Below are 15,795 nucleotides of genomic sequence, written 5' to 3'. Positions count from 1 at the left end.
GATCACCATGGCTCTACTGCAGATCGCCGAACCCGGCCAAAGTCCTCAACCGCACCAGCGTCGTCTGGCTGTGGGGATCGACTTGGGTACTACCAATTCGCTGGTCGCTGCGCTGCGCAGTGGTCTCTCCGAACCGCTGGCCGACGCCAACGGGCAGGTCATCCTGCCGTCCGCCGTGCGTTATCACGCCGACCGCGTCGAAGTCGGCGAGTCGGCCAAGCTCGCCGCATCCTCCGATCCTCTGAACACCGTGCTGTCGGTCAAGCGCTTGATGGGTCGTGGGCTGTCCGACGTCAAGCAATTGGGCGAGCAACTGCCGTACCGCTTTGTCGGCGGCGAATCGCACATGCCGTTCATCGACACCGTACAAGGCCCGAAAAGCCCGGTTGAAGTCTCCGCCGATATTCTCAAGGTCTTGCGTCAGCGTGCTGAAGCGACCTTGGGCGGTGAACTGGTTGGCGCGGTGATCACCGTCCCTGCCTACTTCGACGATGCTCAGCGTCAGGCCACCAAAGATGCGGCCAGGCTCGCCGGTCTGAACGTGTTGCGTCTGCTCAACGAGCCGACCGCCGCTGCCGTTGCGTATGGTCTGGATCAGCACGCCGAAGGTCTGGTGGCGATTTATGACCTGGGTGGCGGTACGTTCGATATTTCGATTCTGCGTCTGACCGGCGGCGTCTTTGAAGTGCTGGCCACCGGCGGCGACAGCGCGCTGGGCGGCGATGACTTCGACCACGCGATTGCCGGCTGGATCATTGAAAGCGCTGGGCTGTCCGCTGATCTCGATCCGGGCGCACAACGCAATTTGCTGCAGACCGCCTGCGCGGCCAAAGAAGCCCTGACCGACGCGGCGAGTGTTGAAGTGGCTTACGGCGACTGGAAAGCACAACTGACCCGTGAAGCCTTCGATGCGCTGATCGAGCCGATGGTCGCGCGCAGTCTGAAAGCCTGCCGCCGCGCCGTTCGCGATTCCGGCATTGAGCTGGAAGACGTCCACGCCGTGGTCATGGTCGGCGGTTCGACCCGCGTGCCGCGCGTTCGCGAAGCCGTTGCCGAAGCGTTCGGTCGTCAGCCATTGACGGAAATCGACCCGGATCAAGTGGTGGCCATCGGGGCCGCGATCCAGGCCGATACCCTGGCTGGCAACAAGCGCGATGGCGGCGAACTGCTGCTGCTCGACGTGATTCCGCTGTCCCTGGGGCTGGAAACCATGGGCGGTCTGATGGAAAAGGTGATTCCGCGCAACACCACCATTCCCGTCGCCCGCGCCCAGGATTTCACTACTTATAAAGATGGCCAGTCGGCCATGGCGATTCACGTCTTGCAGGGTGAACGCGAGCTGATCAGCGATTGCCGTTCCCTGGCACGTTTCGAATTGCGCGGCATTCCGGCGATGGTGGCCGGTGCGGCGAAGATTCGCGTGACCTTCCAGGTCGACGCCGACGGTCTGCTCAGCGTGTCTGCCCGTGAATTGGGCTCGGGCGTTGAAGCGAGCATTCAGGTCAAACCGTCCTACGGCCTGACTGACGGCGAAATCGCCAAGATGCTCAAGGATTCGTTCCAGCACGCCAATGACGACAAGGTTGCCCGCGTTCTGCGTGAGCAGCAAGTCGATGCCCAGCGCCTGCTCGAAGCCGTGCAGGGCGCGCTGGACGCCGATGGCGAGCGGTTGCTCGACGCCGAAGAGCGCATGGTCATCGAACTGCAAATGCAGGAACTGGCCGAACTGATGAAAGGTACCGATGGTTACGCCATCGAGCAGCAGACCAAGCGTCTGTCGCAAGTGACCGATGCTTTTGCTGCCCGCCGCATGGATCTGACGGTGAAAGCCGCTCTGTCGGGGCGCAACCTGAATGAAATCGAGGATATCTGATGCCGCAGGTCATTTTTCTGCCCCACGAGAAGTTCTGCCCTGAAGGCATGGTGGTCGAGGCTGCGCCCGGCACATCGATTCTCGAACTGGCCCACGAACACCACATCGAAATGGAAAGTGCCTGCGGCGGCGTCTGCGCCTGCACCACCTGCCACTGCATCATCCGCGAGGGTTTCGACTCGCTGGAAGAGGCTGACGAGCTGGAAGAAGACTTCCTCGATCGTGCCTGGGGCCTGGAAGCGCAATCGCGTCTGGCCTGCCAGGCCATCGTCGGTGAAGAAGACCTCACCGTCGAGATTCCGAAATATTCGCTTAACCATGCGGCCGAAGCGCCGCACTGACTGGTAAGACTGTCATGAGCTACGGTTGGAATGATGTTCAACGCATTGCCGAAGAGCTGGCCGAGGCCCACGAGGGGCTCGATCCATACTCTGTAGGTTTTGTCCGTCTGCAGCAGATGATTCTTGAACTGCCTGACTTCGATGCTACATCTGGCCGGGTCGGCGAGAAGGTGCTCGAGGCGGTTCAGGAGCTCTGGGCCGCAGAATTGGACTGATCGTCTCGCAGGTTAGGCAATACCCAAGAACCCGCGTATAATTCGCGGGTTTAATTTTTCGCAAATTACCGTTTCTGGAGTTACACCATGGCTGTTCAACGTACTTTCTCCATCATCAAGCCTGACGCCGTTGCTAAAAACGTGATCGGCAAGATCACCACTCGCTTCGAAGACGCTGGCCTGCGCGTTGTAGCTTCGAAACTGAAGCAACTGTCCAAAGCCGAAGCCGAAGGCTTCTACGCTGAGCACAGCGAGCGCGGTTTCTTCGGTGACCTGGTTGCTTTCATGACTTCCGGCCCGGTTGTCGTTCAGGTTCTGGAAGGCGAAAACGCTATCGCTCGCAACCGTGAGCTGATGGGCGCTACCAACCCTAAAGAAGCTGCTGCCGGCACCATCCGTGCTGACTTCGCTGAATCGATCGACGCCAACGCCGTTCACGGTTCGGACTCCGAAGCTGCTGCCGCTCGCGAAATCGCTTACTTCTTCGCAGCTACTGAAGTAACCACTCGCTAAGCATTGCTTGCAGAGTGAAGGTGAATCCATGACTACATCGACTGTTAAAACAAACCTGCTGGGTCTGACCCAGCCGGAAATGGAAAAATTCTTCGACTCAATCGGGGAGAAGCGTTTCCGTGCCGGTCAGGTAATGAAATGGATTCACCACTTTGGCGTCGATGATTTCGACGCCATGACGAACGTCAGCAAAGCCTTGCGCGACAAGCTCAAGGCCATTGCTGAAGTACGTGGTCCGGAAGTGGTCAGCGAGGACATCTCCAGCGACGGCACCCGTAAATGGGTGGTGCGCGTGGCGTCCGGCAGCTGCGTCGAGACCGTGTACATTCCCCAGGGCAAACGCGGCACTTTGTGCGTTTCGTCCCAGGCAGGCTGTGCCCTGGATTGCAGTTTCTGCTCCACCGGCAAGCAAGGCTTCAACAGCAACCTCACCGCCGCCGAAGTCATCGGTCAGGTGTGGATTGCCAACAAATCTTTCGGCAGCGTCCCGGCCACCGTCGACCGCGCCATCACCAACGTGGTGATGATGGGCATGGGCGAGCCGTTGCTGAACTTCGACAACGTCGTCGCCGCCATGCATCTGATGATGGATGACCTCGGCTACGGGATCTCCAAGCGCCGCGTGACCCTGTCCACCTCGGGTGTGGTGCCGATGATCGATGAGCTGGCCAAGCACATCGACGTCTCCCTGGCGTTGTCCCTGCACGCACCGAATGACGCATTGCGTAACCAATTGGTGCCGATCAACAAGAAATATCCGCTTAAGATGCTCCTCGAGTCGTGCCAGCGCTACATGTCCGCCCTTGGCGAAAAACGTGTGCTGACCATCGAGTACACCTTGCTCAAGGACGTCAACGACAAGCTTGAGCACGCAGTGGAAATGATCGAGTTGCTCAAGGATATCCCGTGCAAGATCAACCTGATCCCGTTCAACCCGTTCCCGCACTCCGGGTACGAGCGGCCGAGCAACAACGCCATCCGCCGCTTTCAGGATCAGTTGCATCAGGCCGGTTTCAACGTCACCGTGCGCACCACTCGTGGTGAAGACATCGATGCCGCATGTGGTCAATTGGTAGGGCAGGTGCTGGATCGCACCCGTCGCAGCGAACGTTACATCGCCGTGCGCGAGTTGAGCGCCGACAGCGATCTGGCACAGAACGCCGCGAACACTAACTAAGAGAGGATCTCTATGTCCCTGCGCTTTGCGCTGCTATTGCTGTTGGCCAGCCTGTGTGCTGGTTGTGTCCTGTCGGGTGACTACAACCCGATGAAGACCAGCAAGGGCCGCGATGAAGCGCGGGCTGCCTACGTGCAGCTGGGGCTGGGCTACCTGCAGCAGGGCATGACCGAACGTGCCAAGGTGCCATTGAAGAAAGCGCTGGATCTGGACAGTTCGGATCCCGACGCCAATGCGGCCCTCGGTCTGGTGTTTCAGGCCGAGATGGAGCCGGCACTGGCCGACGAGCACTTTCGCAAGGCTTTGTCTTCCCGTCCCGCCGATGCGCGCATCCTCAACAACTACGGCAGTTTTCTCTACGAAGAACAGCGCTACAAGGAAGCCTACGAGCGTTTTGAACAAGCGGCCGCCGATACCCTGTATCCTGAGCGTTCGCGGGTCTTCGAAAACCTCGGCATGACCGCCGCCAAGCTTGGCCAGCGTGATCTGGCGCAGCAACAGCTGGAAAAAGCCCTGCGCCTGAACCGCCAACAACCACGCGCATTGCTGGAAATGGCTGAGTTGTCCTTCGAAGACAGGCATTATGTGCCCGCGCGTGACTATTACGACCGTTTCAGCCAGCTGACCGAACAAAATGCACGTAGTCTATTGCTCGGCGTTCGGCTGGCAAAAGTGTTTGAAGATCGCGACAAGGCAGCCAGTTACGGTCTGCAATTAAAACGACTCTATCCCGGTACGCCGGAATATCAGCAATACCTGTCGGAGCAATGATGAAAGCGGCGCATCCCGAAGTTGTAGCAGCGAATCGCGTTAATCCCGGTGAGACTCTGCGCCAGGCCCGCGAAAGCAATGGCTGGTCGCTGGCCGAAGTGGCCCTCAAGCTCAACCTCACCGTGACGTCCCTGAGCAATCTTGAAGCCGGCGCTTTCGACAAGCTGCCGGGGCATACCTTCGCTCGCGGTTACATTCGCGCCTATGCCAAATTGCTCGGCATGGACCAGACCGTTCTGGTTCAGCAGTTCGACCAGTCCACCGGCACCGATTCCCAGGGCAGCAACGTTCACGCCCTCGGTCGCATCGAAGAGCCGGTGCGGGTCTCCCACACCATTTTGCGTATTGTCAGTCTGTTGCTGCTGATCGCGGTCATCGGCGGCGGTTTCGTCTGGTGGCAGGATCAAACCTCGCAGCGCACCCGCGATCTGACCAGCCTCGCACCGGAGCACGTCGAAGTCGAAGGCGCCGACGGCACCACGCAGATCCACCCGATCGACGAGCCGGAAGATCAGGCTGTCGCCGAGAATCAGGCTGACAACTCGACATCGCTGGACCTGCCGCAGTCGGAAACCAGTGCTGAATCCACCGGTGCCGGAACCGCTGCTCCGGCCACCGAGCCAGCCGCGCCAACCGTTGCACCGAGCGCACCGGCCCACACCCCGGCGCCAGTGGTTGCTGCTCCGGCCACTCCAGCCCCGAATGTTCCAGCGACACCGGCGCCAACCGTGACCGCTCCGACGGCTCCGGCAGCCACCGCTGAAGCGACTGCTCCAGTTGCCGGCGAAGGCCAGGTGCAGTTGCAGTTCACCGGCGATTGCTGGGCGCAGGTGACCGATGGCCGTGGCAAAGTGATTTTCAGTGGTCTGAAGCATAAAGGCGACAGCGTGAGTGTTTCCGGCAAACCGCCGCTCGCTGTACGTCTGGGCGTCGCCCGCGCAGCACAGGTCAGCTACAACGGCCAACCGGTCGATATCGCTCCGTTCACCAGTGGCGAGACTGCTCGCCTGAAGTTGGGTCAATAAGTCATGCACGGCGAATCTCCAATCAAACGTCGCGAATCGCGCAAGATCTGGGTCGGCAACGTACCGGTGGGCGGCGACGCGCCGATCGCTGTGCAGAGCATGACCAACAGCGACACCAATGACGTCGCCGCGACCGTGGCGCAGATCAATCGTCTGGAAGCCGCCGGCGTCGACATCGTTCGCGTTTCGGTGCCGGACATGGACGCCGCCGAGGCGTTCGGCAGGATCAAGCAACTGGTCAAAGTGCCGTTGGTGGCCGACATTCACTTCGACTACAAGATCGCTTTGCGCGTGGCCGAACTGGGTGTGGACTGCCTGCGCATCAACCCGGGCAACATCGGTCGCGAAGACCGCGTGCGTGCCGTGGTCGATGCTGCGCGTGATCGCGGGATTCCGATCCGCATCGGCGTCAACGCCGGTTCCCTGGAAAAAGACCTGCAGAAGAAATACGGCGAGCCGACCCCCGCGGCGCTGGTCGAATCCGCCCTGCGTCACGTCGAGCACCTCGAACGCCTGAATTTCCAGGACTTCAAGGTCAGCGTGAAGGCCTCTGACGTGTTCATGGCCGTCGAAGCCTACCGCCTGCTGGCGAAGGAAATCGTTCAGCCGCTGCACCTGGGCATTACCGAAGCCGGTGGTTTGCGTTCGGGCACGGTGAAATCCGCCGTGGGCCTAGGTATGCTGCTCGCCGAAGGGATTGGCGATACTATCCGCATCTCGCTGGCGGCCGACCCGGTCGAGGAAGTGAAGGTCGGTTACGACATTCTCAAGTCTTTGCATCTGCGTTCCCGTGGCATCAACTTCATCGCCTGCCCGAGCTGTTCGCGGCAGAACTTCGATGTGGTCAAGACCATGAACGAGCTGGAAGGGCGCCTTGAAGACCTGCTGGTGCCGCTGGATGTCGCGGTCATCGGTTGCGTGGTCAACGGCCCCGGCGAAGCCAAGGAAGCCCATATCGGCTTGACCGGCGGCACGCCGAACCTGATTTACATCGACGGCAAGCCGTCGCAGAAGCTGACGAATGACAATCTGGTGGACGAGCTGGAAAAGCTGATCCGCCAGAAAGCGGCCGAAAAGGTCGAAGCTGACGCTGCCGTTATCGCGCGCGGCTGATCGAACGAATTAAGGAAATTTTGTGAGCAAGTCTCTGCAAGCCATTCGTGGCATGAACGACATCCTGCCCGAACAGACCCCGCTGTGGCGTTATTTCGAAGGCACCGTGGCGCGCCTGCTGGATAACTACGGTTACAAGCAGATCCGCATGCCGATCGTCGAGTTCACCGAGCTGTTCAAGCGCTCGATCGGCGAAGTCACCGATATCGTCGAAAAAGAGATGTACACCTTCGAAGACCGCAACGGTGATTCCCTGACCCTGCGTCCGGAAGGCACCGCGGCCTGCGTACGTGCCGTGCTCGAACACGGCATCACCGGCGGTGGTCAGGTGCAGAAACTCTGGTACATCGGCCCGATGTTCCGCCACGAGCGTCCGCAGAAAGGCCGCTATCGCCAGTTCCACCAGATCGGTCTGGAGGTGTTCAACCTCGACGGTCCGGACATCGACGCCGAGCTGATCATCATGACCTGGCGCCTGTGGGGCGAGCTGGGCATTCGTGACGCGGTCAAGCTCGAACTCAATAGCCTTGGTACCAGTGAGTCCCGTGGTCACTATCGTGAAGCGCTGGTCGAGTACCTCTCGGCGCACCACGACAAGCTCGACGAAGACAGCCAGCGTCGCCTGAAAACCAACCCGCTGCGGGTGCTCGACACGAAAAATGCCGACACTCAGGCCGTGCTGGTCGATGCGCCGAAAATGGCCGATTACCTCGACGACGAGTCCCGCGCTCACTTCGAAGGCCTGAAAGCGCGTCTGGATGCCGTGGGCATTCCTTACGTGCTCAACCCGAAACTGGTACGTGGTCTCGATTACTACAGCAAAACCGTTTTCGAATGGGTCACCGACAAGCTCGGCGCCCAGGGCACCGTGTGCGCGGGCGGCCGTTACGACGGTCTGGTCGAGCAGATGGGTGGCAAGCCAACCGCGGGCGTCGGTTTCGCCATGGGCATCGAGCGACTGGTGTTGATGCTCGAAACCCTCGAGCAGATCCCGGAAGAAATTTCCCGTCAGGTCGACGTCTATCTCTGCGCCTTCGGTGAAGAAGCCGAGCTGGCCGGTCTGGCCTTGGCCGAACGGGTTCGCGATCAACTTCCAAACCTGCGCCTGCAAGTCAATGCCGGCGCCGGCAGTTTCAAAAGCCAGTTCAAGAAGGCCGACAAGAGCGGTGCGCTGTACGCATTGATCCTCGGTGACGACGAAATGGCCCAGCAAGTGGTAGGTTTCAAACCCCTGCGTGGCCAGGGCGAACAACAAAGCATTGCCTGGGATGCGCTCGCCGCTCACCTGGCCACCTGCGTCGTGCAGGGTTGAAGCTGTCTTAACAGCCGATTTAGCGATTAAGGAGTATTGGGGTGTCGAGTACCGAAGACGAACAGTTGGCGGATTTGAAGGACTGGTGGACACGCAACGGCAAACCTCTGGTCACCGGCGGCCTGTTGGCGCTGGTCATCGTGTTCGGCTGGCAGGCATATCACAAATACCAGAGCAACCAGTCGCAAGGCGCCTCGGTGCTCTATCAGCAATTGCTGGAAACCACGCTGACGCCTGACGGCAAGCCTGATGCCGCCCGTGTTGCGGATCTGGCCGGCAAGCTCAATAGCGAATACGGCGGTTCGGCCTACGCGCAGTACGGCAGCCTGTTCGTCGCCAAAGTAGCGGTCGACAGCGGCAAGCTGGACGACGCGGCAACCGAACTCAAAGCCATCGTCGACAAACCGGCCAACCCGGCGCTGGGCGAAATCGCCCGTCAGCGTCTGGCGCAGGTGCTGGGTGCGCAGGACAAGGCCGAAGACGCCCTGAAACTGCTCGACGGCGATGCCGACAAAGCGTTCCTGGCCACTCGTGAAGAACTCAAGGGCGACCTGCTGGTGCGCTTGGGTCGTACCGATGACGCGAACAAGGCGTATCAAAAAGCCAAGGCGGCACTGTCGGATGAAGCGGCGGTCGGTGGCCTTCAAATCAAGCTCGACGACCTGGCCAAAGGGGATGCGTGACGTGATCCGTTGGAAGCATGCAGCATTGCTGGCTCTGGCCCTTCTGGCCGCGGGTTGCAGCAGCAACAGCAAGAAAGAATTGCCACCGGCCGAGCTGACCGACTTCAAAGAAGAAGTGGTTCTGCACAAGCAGTGGAGCCGTTCGATCGGTGACGGTCAGGGCGAAACCTACAACATGCTGGTGCCGGCGATCGACGGCGACACCATCTATGCCGCCGATGTGACCGGTGTGGTGATGGCGCTGGATCGCAGCAACGGTGACGTCAAATGGGACCAGGATCTGGAACTGCCTGTCTCCGGCGCCGTTGGCGTGGGTTACGGTCTGGTACTGATCGGTACGCTGCGTGGCGAAGTTGTCGCTCTGGACACCAGCAATGGTGAAGAGAAGTGGCGTGCCCGCGTCAACAGTGAAGTCCTCGCGCCGCCGGCCAACAACGGCGACGTCGTGGTCGTGCAGACTCAGGACGATCGTCTGATCGGTCTGGATGCTGCCACCGGCAACCAGCGCTGGGTGTATGACAGCACCCCGGCGGTCCTGACCCTGCGTGGCACCAGTGCTCCGCTGGTGACCAACCGTCTGGCGGTAGCTGGCCTGTCGACCGGTAAAGTGGTCGCGCTGGACATCTCCAACGGCGTGCCGGTGTGGGAGCAGCGCATCGCCATTCCACAAGGTCGTTCGGAACTGGAGCGCGTGGTCGACATCGACGGCGGTCTGCTGCTGTCCGGCGGCACCCTGTACGTGGCCAGCTATCAGGGTCGCGTTGCGGCGCTGGATCTGGAAAGCGGTCGTCAGCTGTGGCAGCGCGATGCGTCGAGCTACGCCGGTATCGCTCAAGGTTTCGGCAGCGTTTACGTGAGTCTGTCCTCGGGCACCGTTGAAGGCGTCGACGAGCGTTCGACCACCGCACTGTGGAGCAACGATTCGCTGGCTCGCCGTCAACTGTCGGCACCGGAAGTGTTCTCCAGCTACGTAGCTGTGGGTGACCTGGAAGGTTATCTGCATCTGCTGAGTCAGGTCGACGGTCGTTTCGTCGGCCGTGAGCGCATCGACAGCGACGGCCTGCGTGCCCGTCCGCTGGTGGTGGGCGACACGATTTATGTGTATGGCAACAGCGGCAAACTGGAAGCCCTGACCATCAAGTAACAACTATGCTTGGGGTTCATCCCCAAGCGGCCCTGCATCAGCAGGGTTTGCAGCGCCCCCGGGTGTTGCCCCGAGCACCAGCCGCTGCCTCGCAGCGGCTTTTGTATTTTCTGAAATAACGCAGTGGAGAGCCGCATGGTTCCCGTAATCGCCCTGGTGGGCCGACCGAACGTCGGCAAGTCCACCTTGTTCAACCGCCTGACCAGGACTCGTGACGCCATCGTCGGCGACCTGTCCGGTCTGACCCGTGATCGCCAGTACGGTGAGGCCAAGTGGCAAGGGCGTTCCTACATTCTGATCGACACCGGCGGTATCTCCGGTGACGAACATGGTATGGACGAAAAAATGGCCGAGCAGTCCTTGCTGGCCATCGAAGAAGCCGATGTGGTGCTGTTTCTGGTAGATGCCAAGGCCGGTTTTACCGCTGCCGACCAGATGATCGCCGAGCATTTGCGCAAACGTAACAAGCGTTCCCACGTGGTGGCCAACAAGGTCGACAACATCGACCCGGAAATGGCCCGCGCCGAGTTCGCCCCGCTGGGCATGGGCCACGCGATCCCGATCGCCGGCGCCCACGGCCGTGGCATCACGCAATTGCTGGAAGCCGCCCTGAGCGAATTCCCGCGCGATGATGACGAGCCGGCTGAAGGCGAAGAGGAAGAAGTCGTCGCCGAAGGCGAGGAAGCCAAGCGCATTCCTGGCCCGAGCGAAAAAGACGGGATCAAGATCGCCATCATCGGCCGGCCGAACGTCGGCAAGTCGACCCTGGTCAACCGCATGCTCGGTGAAGACCGGGTTATCGTTTATGACCAGCCCGGCACTACCCGCGACAGTATCTACATTCCGTTCGAACGCAATGAAGAGAAGTACACGCTGATCGACACCGCCGGTGTGCGCAAGCGCGGCAAGATCCACGAGGAAGTCGAAAAGTTCTCCGTGGTCAAAACCCTGCAGGCGATCAAAGACGCCAACGTGGTGATCTTCGTCATGGACGCCCGCGAGGGTGTGGTCGATCACGACTTGAACCTGCTGGGCTTCGCGATCGAATCCGGTCGTGCATTGGTCATCGCGATCAACAAGTGGGACGGCATGACGCCGAGCGAGCGCGACTTCGTGAAAGTCGAGCTGCAGCGTCGACTGTTCTTTGTCGACTACGCCGACATCCACTTCATCTCGGCCCTGCACGGTACTGGCGTGGGCAACCTCTACGCTTCGGTGCAGAACTCGTTCAAGTCCGCCGTCACCCGCTGGCCGACCAACCGCCTGACCCAGATTCTGGAAGATGCGGTAGGCGAGCACGCGCCACCGATGGTCAACAACCGCCGGATCAAGCTGCGTTACGCTCACCTGGGCGGCGCGAACCCGCCGATCATCGTGATCCACGGTAACCAGATCGAGAAAGTGCCGAAGTCCTACGTGCGCTATCTGGAAAACACTTACCGCCGTGTACTGAAGCTGGTCGGTACGCCGATCCGCATCGAGTTCAAGGGTGGCGAGAACCCGTACGAAGGCAACAAGAACACGCTGACCGACCGCCAGGTCAACAAGAAGCGCCGCTTGATGTCGCACAACAAGAAAGCCAGCAAGAAACGCCGCGACAAGAAATAGAAGCAGCTGCGAGTTTCAAGCTGCAAGCTTCAAGTAAAAGCGGTAAAGCAAAAGGGGGGCTCTGTCGGAGCCCTTTTTTTTGCGCGAGGGTTTTGCTTCTAGCTTGCAGCTTGCAGCTTGCAGCTTGCAACTTGCCGCTTGAATCTTCCAGCTTGTCGCTTGAAACTTGCAGCTCACCTGCAAGGGGCTTCCGATGATCACCAGCAAGCTGCCGAATGTCGGCATCACTATTTTCACGCAGATGTCTCAGCTCGCGGCGCAGACCGGCGCGATCAACCTGTCCCAGGGTTTCCCGGATTTCGACGGCCCGCAGTCGCTGCGTGATGCGGTCGGGCGGCATATCGCCAGTGGCCACAATCAGTATTCACCGATGACCGGATTGCCGGCGTTGCGTCAGCAGATCGCGGCCAAAATCGCCCGCAGCTACGGCGTGAATGTCGATGCCGATCATGAGGTGACGGTAACGCCCGGCGCGACCCAGGCAATCTTCTGCGCGATTCAGGCCGTTATCCACAGCGGCGACGAAGTCATCGTGTTCGATCCATGCTACGACAGCTATGCACCGGCGACGGAGCTGGCGGGTGGTCGTTGCGTGCATGTGCAGCTGAACCCGGACGATTTCTCCATCGATTTCGAGCAGCTCACCGCGGCCCTCAGTCCGCGCACGAAAATGATCGTCATCAACACCCCGCATAACCCGAGCGGCGCATTGATCAGCCGCGACGAGCTCGATCAACTGGCGGCGCTGATCCGTGATCGCGACATCTATCTGATCAGCGACGAAGTCTACGAACACCTGGTTTTCGACGGCGTCCCGCATGTCAGCGTGCTGGCCCATGAAGAGCTGTATCAGCGCGCGTTCGTGGTCAGCTCGTTCGGCAAGACTTACCACGTCACTGGCTGGAAAACCGGCTACGTCGTCGCGCCGCCGGCCCTGACGGCCGAGCTGCGTAAAGTGCATCAGTACGTGAGTTTCTGTGGCGTGACACCGCTGCAATACGCGCTGGCCGATTACATGGCCGAGCACCCGGAGCATGTCGAAGAGCTGCCGGGTTTCTATCAGGCCAAGCGCGATCTGTTCTGCGATCTGCTCGCGCCGTCGCGCTTCAGTTTTACCCGAGTCGCCGGCACCTATTTCCAGTTGGTCGATTATTCGCAGATCCGCCCCGACTTGAATGATGTCGACATGGCCATGTGGATGACCCGCGAGCACGGTGTCGCAAGCATTCCGGTGTCGGTGTTCTACCAGAATCCACCGCAAGGCCAGCGGCTGATACGCCTGTGCTTTGCCAAACGCGAGGAGACGCTGCGTGAAGCGGCGGCGAAACTATGCGTGATCTGAGTGCATTGCCAGACCTGACTCTGGCGCTGATCCAGACCAGCCTGGCCTGGCATGACCGCCAGGCTAACCTTGAGCACTTCGAGTTGTTGCTGGAACAGGCCCGTGGCGCTGATCTGATTATCCTGCCGGAAATGTTCACCACCGGGTTTTCCATGGAATCGGAAATCCTCGCCGAAGCCGAAAACGGTCCGACCAGCAAATGGCTGCGGGCGCAGGCGGCGAAGTTCGATGCGGTCATCACTGGCAGCGTGATCATTCAGGCGGCCGACGGCAGCCATCGCAACCGCCTGCTGTGGGCAAGGCCGGATGGCGAGGTGCTGCATTACGACAAGCGTCACCTGTTCCGCATGGCCGGCGAGCACAACCATTACACGCCGGGCGAGCGTCAGGTGCAGTTCGAGCTCAAGGGCTGGCGGATTCGCCCGTTGATCTGCTACGACCTGCGCTTCCCGGTGTGGAGCCGTGACGCGCAGGACACCGATCTGCTGCTGTACACCGCCAACTGGCCGGGTGCCCGGCGACTGCACTGGAACCGCTTGCTGCCGGCGCGAGCGATTGAAAACCTCTGCTACGTAGCTGCGGTGAATCGGGTGGGCAGCGATGGCAAGGGCTTCGCGTATACCGGTGACAGTCAGGTACTGGACTTTCAGGGCGAAACCTTGCTGACGGCGGGGGAGGCGGATGGCGTGTTCAATGTGGTGCTGGAAGCTGCGTCACTGGCGGCGTATCGCGAGCGCTTCCCGGCGAACCTGGATGCCGACACTTTCGAATTCACCTGAAAAGCAAAAGATCGCAGCCTTCGGCAGCTCCTACATTGGGGCGGCGTACATCCTGTAGGAGCTGCCGAAGGCTGCGATCCTTTGATCTACAACAAAAAAGGCCCCGGAGCATTCACTCCGGGGCCTTTTGCATTTAGCGATGGCTTACGCCGCTTTCGCCTCTGGCTGGCTCAACGAGCGATTCAGCGCGCTGAACAGCGCTTTGAAGCTGGCGGTGGTGATGTTTTCGTCAATACCCACACCGTGCACCGCACGTTCACCGTTCACCCGCAGTTCGATATAGGCCGCCGCTTTGGCATTGGTGCCCGCGCCGATCGCGTGTTCGTTGTAGTCCATGATTTCCACCGGAATCGGCAGGCCGGCGACCAGTGCTTCCAGCGCACCGTTGCCCTTGCCGCGCCAGTGCAGGTTGGTTTCGCCCTGACCTTTGCTGGCCACTTCGACTTCGACGGCGCTGTTGCCGTTTTCTTCCTGCAGGCGATGGCTGACCAATGCGTACGGGGTGTTGGCTTGCAGGTATTCGCTGATCAACAGCGAGTGAATCTGCTTGGCGGTCATTTCCAGGCCCAGGCGATCGGTTTCACGCTGTACGACCTGGCTGAACTCGATCTGCATGCGCCGTGGCAGGCTGATGCCGTACTCCTGTTCCAGCAGGTAAGCGATACCGCCCTTGCCCGACTGGCTGTTGACGCGGATCACCGCCTCGTAGCTGCGGCCGATGTCGGCCGGGTCGATCGGCAGATACGGCACTTCCCACAGGGTGTCCGGTTTCTGCTGGGCGAAGCCTTTGCGGATCGCGTCCTGGTGCGAGCCGGAGAACGCGGTGTGGACCAGGTCGCCAACGTACGGATGACGCGGGTGCACCTGGATCTGGTTGCACTCTTCGACAACTTTGCGCACGCCGTCGATGTCGGAGAAGTCCAGCTCAGGGTCTACGCCCTGGGTGTACATGTTCAGCGCGACGGTGACGAGGTCGACGTTACCGGTGCGCTCGCCGTTGCCGAACAGGCAGCCTTCGACGCGATCGGCCCCAGCCATCAGGCCCAGCTCGGTGGCAGCGACGCCGGTGCCACGGTCGTTGTGGGTGTGCAGGCTGATGATCACGCTGTCACGACGATTGATGTTGCGGCCGAACCACTCGATCTGGTCGGCATAGATATTCGGGGTCGCGCACTCAACGGTGGCGGGCAGGTTGAGGATCATCTTGTGCTCTGGCGTCGGGTTCCACACCTCGATCACCGCGTCACAGACTTCCTTGGCGAACTCCAGCTCAGTGGCGCTGAAGGTCTCCGGCGAGTATTCGAAGGTCCACTCGGTTTCCGGCTGCATGGCTGCATATTTGACGAACAGCTTGGCCGCGTTGACCGCGATGGCCTTGATGCCGTCCTTGTCCTGGTTGAAGACGATGCGCCGGAAAGAAGGCGAGGTGGCGTTGTACAGGTGAACGATGGCTTTCTTCGCCCCGCGCAGGGATTCGAAGGTGCGCTCGATCAGGTCTTCACGACCCTGGGTCAGCACCTGAATGGTGGTGTCGTCCGGGATGTGGCCTTCTTCGATCAGCGTACGCACGAAGTCGAAGTCGGTTTGCGAAGCGGCGGGGAACGACGCTTCGATTTCTTTCACACCGACCTGAACGAGGGTTTTCCAGAAGCGCAGCTTCTTTGCCGCGTCCATTGGCTCGATCAGCGACTGGTTGCCGTCACGCAGGTCGGAGCTGCACCAGATCGGCGCGGCGTCGATGGTTTTCGACGGCCAGGTGCGATCCGGCAGGTTAATGACGGGAAACGCGCGGTATTTCGAAGACGGGTCTTTGAGCATGCTCATCGGGAAATTCCTTGTTGTCTGGGCCGAAAAGAGGCGGCCTGCCGGTTGAACGAATGTTCTTGGAAAAGCGTAGGA

15 protein-coding genes are annotated in these 15,795 nt (G+C 60.4%); 14 read left to right on the top strand and 1 reads right to left on the bottom strand.

The window, feature by feature from the left end; genetic code table 11:
* Positions 1–7 precede the first annotated feature (7 nt).
* The 14 genes from hscA (at position 8) to GXB78_RS08815 (ending at position 13,896) form a co-directional block, all read left to right on the top strand.
* A complete protein-coding gene (hscA, locus tag GXB78_RS08880) occupies positions 8–1,873 on the top strand; it encodes a Fe-S protein assembly chaperone HscA (protein ID WP_329515140.1) in 1,866 nt (621 codons plus the stop codon).
* On the top strand, positions 1,873–2,214 hold the full coding sequence (gene fdx / locus GXB78_RS08875; RefSeq protein WP_016773327.1) for an ISC system 2Fe-2S type ferredoxin: 342 nt from the start codon (positions 1,873–1,875) through the stop codon (positions 2,212–2,214). Before hscA ends, fdx begins: the two co-directional genes overlap by 1 nt.
* A gap of 14 nt (positions 2,215–2,228) precedes the next feature.
* Entirely contained in the window at positions 2,229–2,429 is a 201-nt protein-coding gene (gene iscX, locus GXB78_RS08870) for a Fe-S cluster assembly protein IscX (RefSeq protein ID WP_016773328.1), read from the top strand.
* Positions 2,430–2,516: 87 nt separating this feature from the next.
* Positions 2,517–2,942 carry a nucleoside-diphosphate kinase gene (ndk, locus tag GXB78_RS08865; protein ID WP_024014216.1) on the top strand — a complete coding sequence of 142 codons (426 nt, stop codon included), beginning with the start codon at positions 2,517–2,519 and terminating at the stop codon, positions 2,940–2,942.
* 28 nt (positions 2,943–2,970) lie between these two features.
* Positions 2,971–4,119 carry a 23S rRNA (adenine(2503)-C(2))-methyltransferase RlmN gene (gene rlmN, locus GXB78_RS08860; protein ID WP_024014215.1) on the top strand — a complete coding sequence of 383 codons (1,149 nt, stop codon included), beginning with the start codon at positions 2,971–2,973 and terminating at the stop codon, positions 4,117–4,119.
* Positions 4,120–4,131: 12 nt separating this feature from the next.
* Positions 4,132–4,890: a type IV pilus biogenesis/stability protein PilW gene (gene pilW / locus GXB78_RS08855; protein WP_253495684.1), complete on the top strand. Its 759-nt coding sequence runs from the start codon at positions 4,132–4,134 to the stop codon at positions 4,888–4,890.
* Entirely contained in the window at positions 4,890–5,915 is a 1,026-nt protein-coding gene (locus GXB78_RS08850; RefSeq protein WP_329515139.1) for a RodZ family helix-turn-helix domain-containing protein, read from the top strand. Before pilW ends, GXB78_RS08850 begins: the two co-directional genes overlap by 1 nt.
* 3 nt (positions 5,916–5,918) lie before the next feature.
* Positions 5,919–7,028 (top strand): flavodoxin-dependent (E)-4-hydroxy-3-methylbut-2-enyl-diphosphate synthase, encoded by a 1,110-nt coding sequence (gene ispG / locus GXB78_RS08845; RefSeq protein ID WP_042608337.1) that lies wholly within the window; start codon positions 5,919–5,921, stop codon positions 7,026–7,028.
* A gap of 22 nt (positions 7,029–7,050) precedes the next feature.
* On the top strand, positions 7,051–8,340 hold the full coding sequence (hisS, locus tag GXB78_RS08840) for a histidine--tRNA ligase (RefSeq protein WP_329515138.1): 1,290 nt from the start codon (positions 7,051–7,053) through the stop codon (positions 8,338–8,340).
* A 41-nt stretch (positions 8,341–8,381) separates the two neighbouring features.
* Positions 8,382–9,023 carry a tetratricopeptide repeat protein gene (locus GXB78_RS08835; protein WP_016773334.1) on the top strand — a complete coding sequence of 214 codons (642 nt, stop codon included), beginning with the start codon at positions 8,382–8,384 and terminating at the stop codon, positions 9,021–9,023.
* A complete protein-coding gene (gene bamB, locus GXB78_RS08830) occupies positions 9,016–10,167 on the top strand; it encodes an outer membrane protein assembly factor BamB (protein WP_039761439.1) in 1,152 nt (383 codons plus the stop codon). Before GXB78_RS08835 ends, bamB begins: the two co-directional genes overlap by 8 nt.
* 135 nt (positions 10,168–10,302) lie before the next feature.
* Positions 10,303–11,775 (top strand): ribosome biogenesis GTPase Der, encoded by a 1,473-nt coding sequence (der, locus tag GXB78_RS08825; protein WP_024014210.1) that lies wholly within the window; start codon positions 10,303–10,305, stop codon positions 11,773–11,775.
* A gap of 193 nt (positions 11,776–11,968) precedes the next feature.
* Complete coding sequence (locus GXB78_RS08820) at positions 11,969–13,117, top strand: pyridoxal phosphate-dependent aminotransferase (RefSeq protein ID WP_329515137.1); 1,149 nt, start codon at positions 11,969–11,971, stop codon at positions 13,115–13,117.
* Complete coding sequence (locus tag GXB78_RS08815) at positions 13,105–13,896, top strand: amidohydrolase (protein ID WP_329515136.1); 792 nt, start codon at positions 13,105–13,107, stop codon at positions 13,894–13,896. Before GXB78_RS08820 ends, GXB78_RS08815 begins: the two co-directional genes overlap by 13 nt.
* A gap of 144 nt (positions 13,897–14,040) precedes the next feature.
* Here the strand turns inward: GXB78_RS08815 and leuA are convergent, their stop codons facing one another.
* Complete coding sequence (leuA, locus tag GXB78_RS08810) at positions 14,041–15,720, bottom strand: 2-isopropylmalate synthase (protein ID WP_133338429.1); 1,680 nt, start codon at positions 15,718–15,720, stop codon at positions 14,041–14,043.
* Positions 15,721–15,795: the final 75 nt, after the last annotated feature.

Source organism: Pseudomonas moraviensis subsp. stanleyae (assembly GCF_036283065.1).
GTDB lineage: Bacteria > Pseudomonadota > Gammaproteobacteria > Pseudomonadales > Pseudomonadaceae > Aquipseudomonas > Aquipseudomonas stanleyae.
This window is presented reverse-complemented; position numbering and strand designations above follow the sequence as displayed.

What these genes read in the sequence shown, in the direction of transcription:
- hscA (WP_329515140.1), top strand. Translation starts at nt 8, where the DNA reads ATGGCTCTACTGCAGATCGCCGAACCCGGCCAAAGTCCTCAACCGCAC.
- fdx (WP_016773327.1), top strand. Translation starts at nt 1,873, where the DNA reads ATGCCGCAGGTCATTTTTCTGCCCCACGAGAAGTTCTGCCCTGAAGGC.
- iscX (WP_016773328.1), top strand. Translation starts at nt 2,229, where the DNA reads ATGAGCTACGGTTGGAATGATGTTCAACGCATTGCCGAAGAGCTGGCC.
- ndk (WP_024014216.1), top strand. Translation starts at nt 2,517, where the DNA reads ATGGCTGTTCAACGTACTTTCTCCATCATCAAGCCTGACGCCGTTGCT.
- rlmN (WP_024014215.1), top strand. Translation starts at nt 2,971, where the DNA reads ATGACTACATCGACTGTTAAAACAAACCTGCTGGGTCTGACCCAGCCG.
- pilW (WP_253495684.1), top strand. Translation starts at nt 4,132, where the DNA reads ATGTCCCTGCGCTTTGCGCTGCTATTGCTGTTGGCCAGCCTGTGTGCT.
- GXB78_RS08850 (WP_329515139.1), top strand. Translation starts at nt 4,890, where the DNA reads ATGAAAGCGGCGCATCCCGAAGTTGTAGCAGCGAATCGCGTTAATCCC.
- ispG (WP_042608337.1), top strand. Translation starts at nt 5,919, where the DNA reads ATGCACGGCGAATCTCCAATCAAACGTCGCGAATCGCGCAAGATCTGG.
- bamB (WP_039761439.1), top strand. Translation starts at nt 9,016, where the DNA reads ATGCGTGACGTGATCCGTTGGAAGCATGCAGCATTGCTGGCTCTGGCC.
- der (WP_024014210.1), top strand. Translation starts at nt 10,303, where the DNA reads ATGGTTCCCGTAATCGCCCTGGTGGGCCGACCGAACGTCGGCAAGTCC.
- GXB78_RS08820 (WP_329515137.1), top strand. Translation starts at nt 11,969, where the DNA reads ATGATCACCAGCAAGCTGCCGAATGTCGGCATCACTATTTTCACGCAG.
- GXB78_RS08815 (WP_329515136.1), top strand. Translation starts at nt 13,105, where the DNA reads ATGCGTGATCTGAGTGCATTGCCAGACCTGACTCTGGCGCTGATCCAG.
- leuA (WP_133338429.1), bottom strand. Translation starts at nt 15,720, where the DNA reads ATGAGCATGCTCAAAGACCCGTCTTCGAAATACCGCGCGTTTCCCGTC.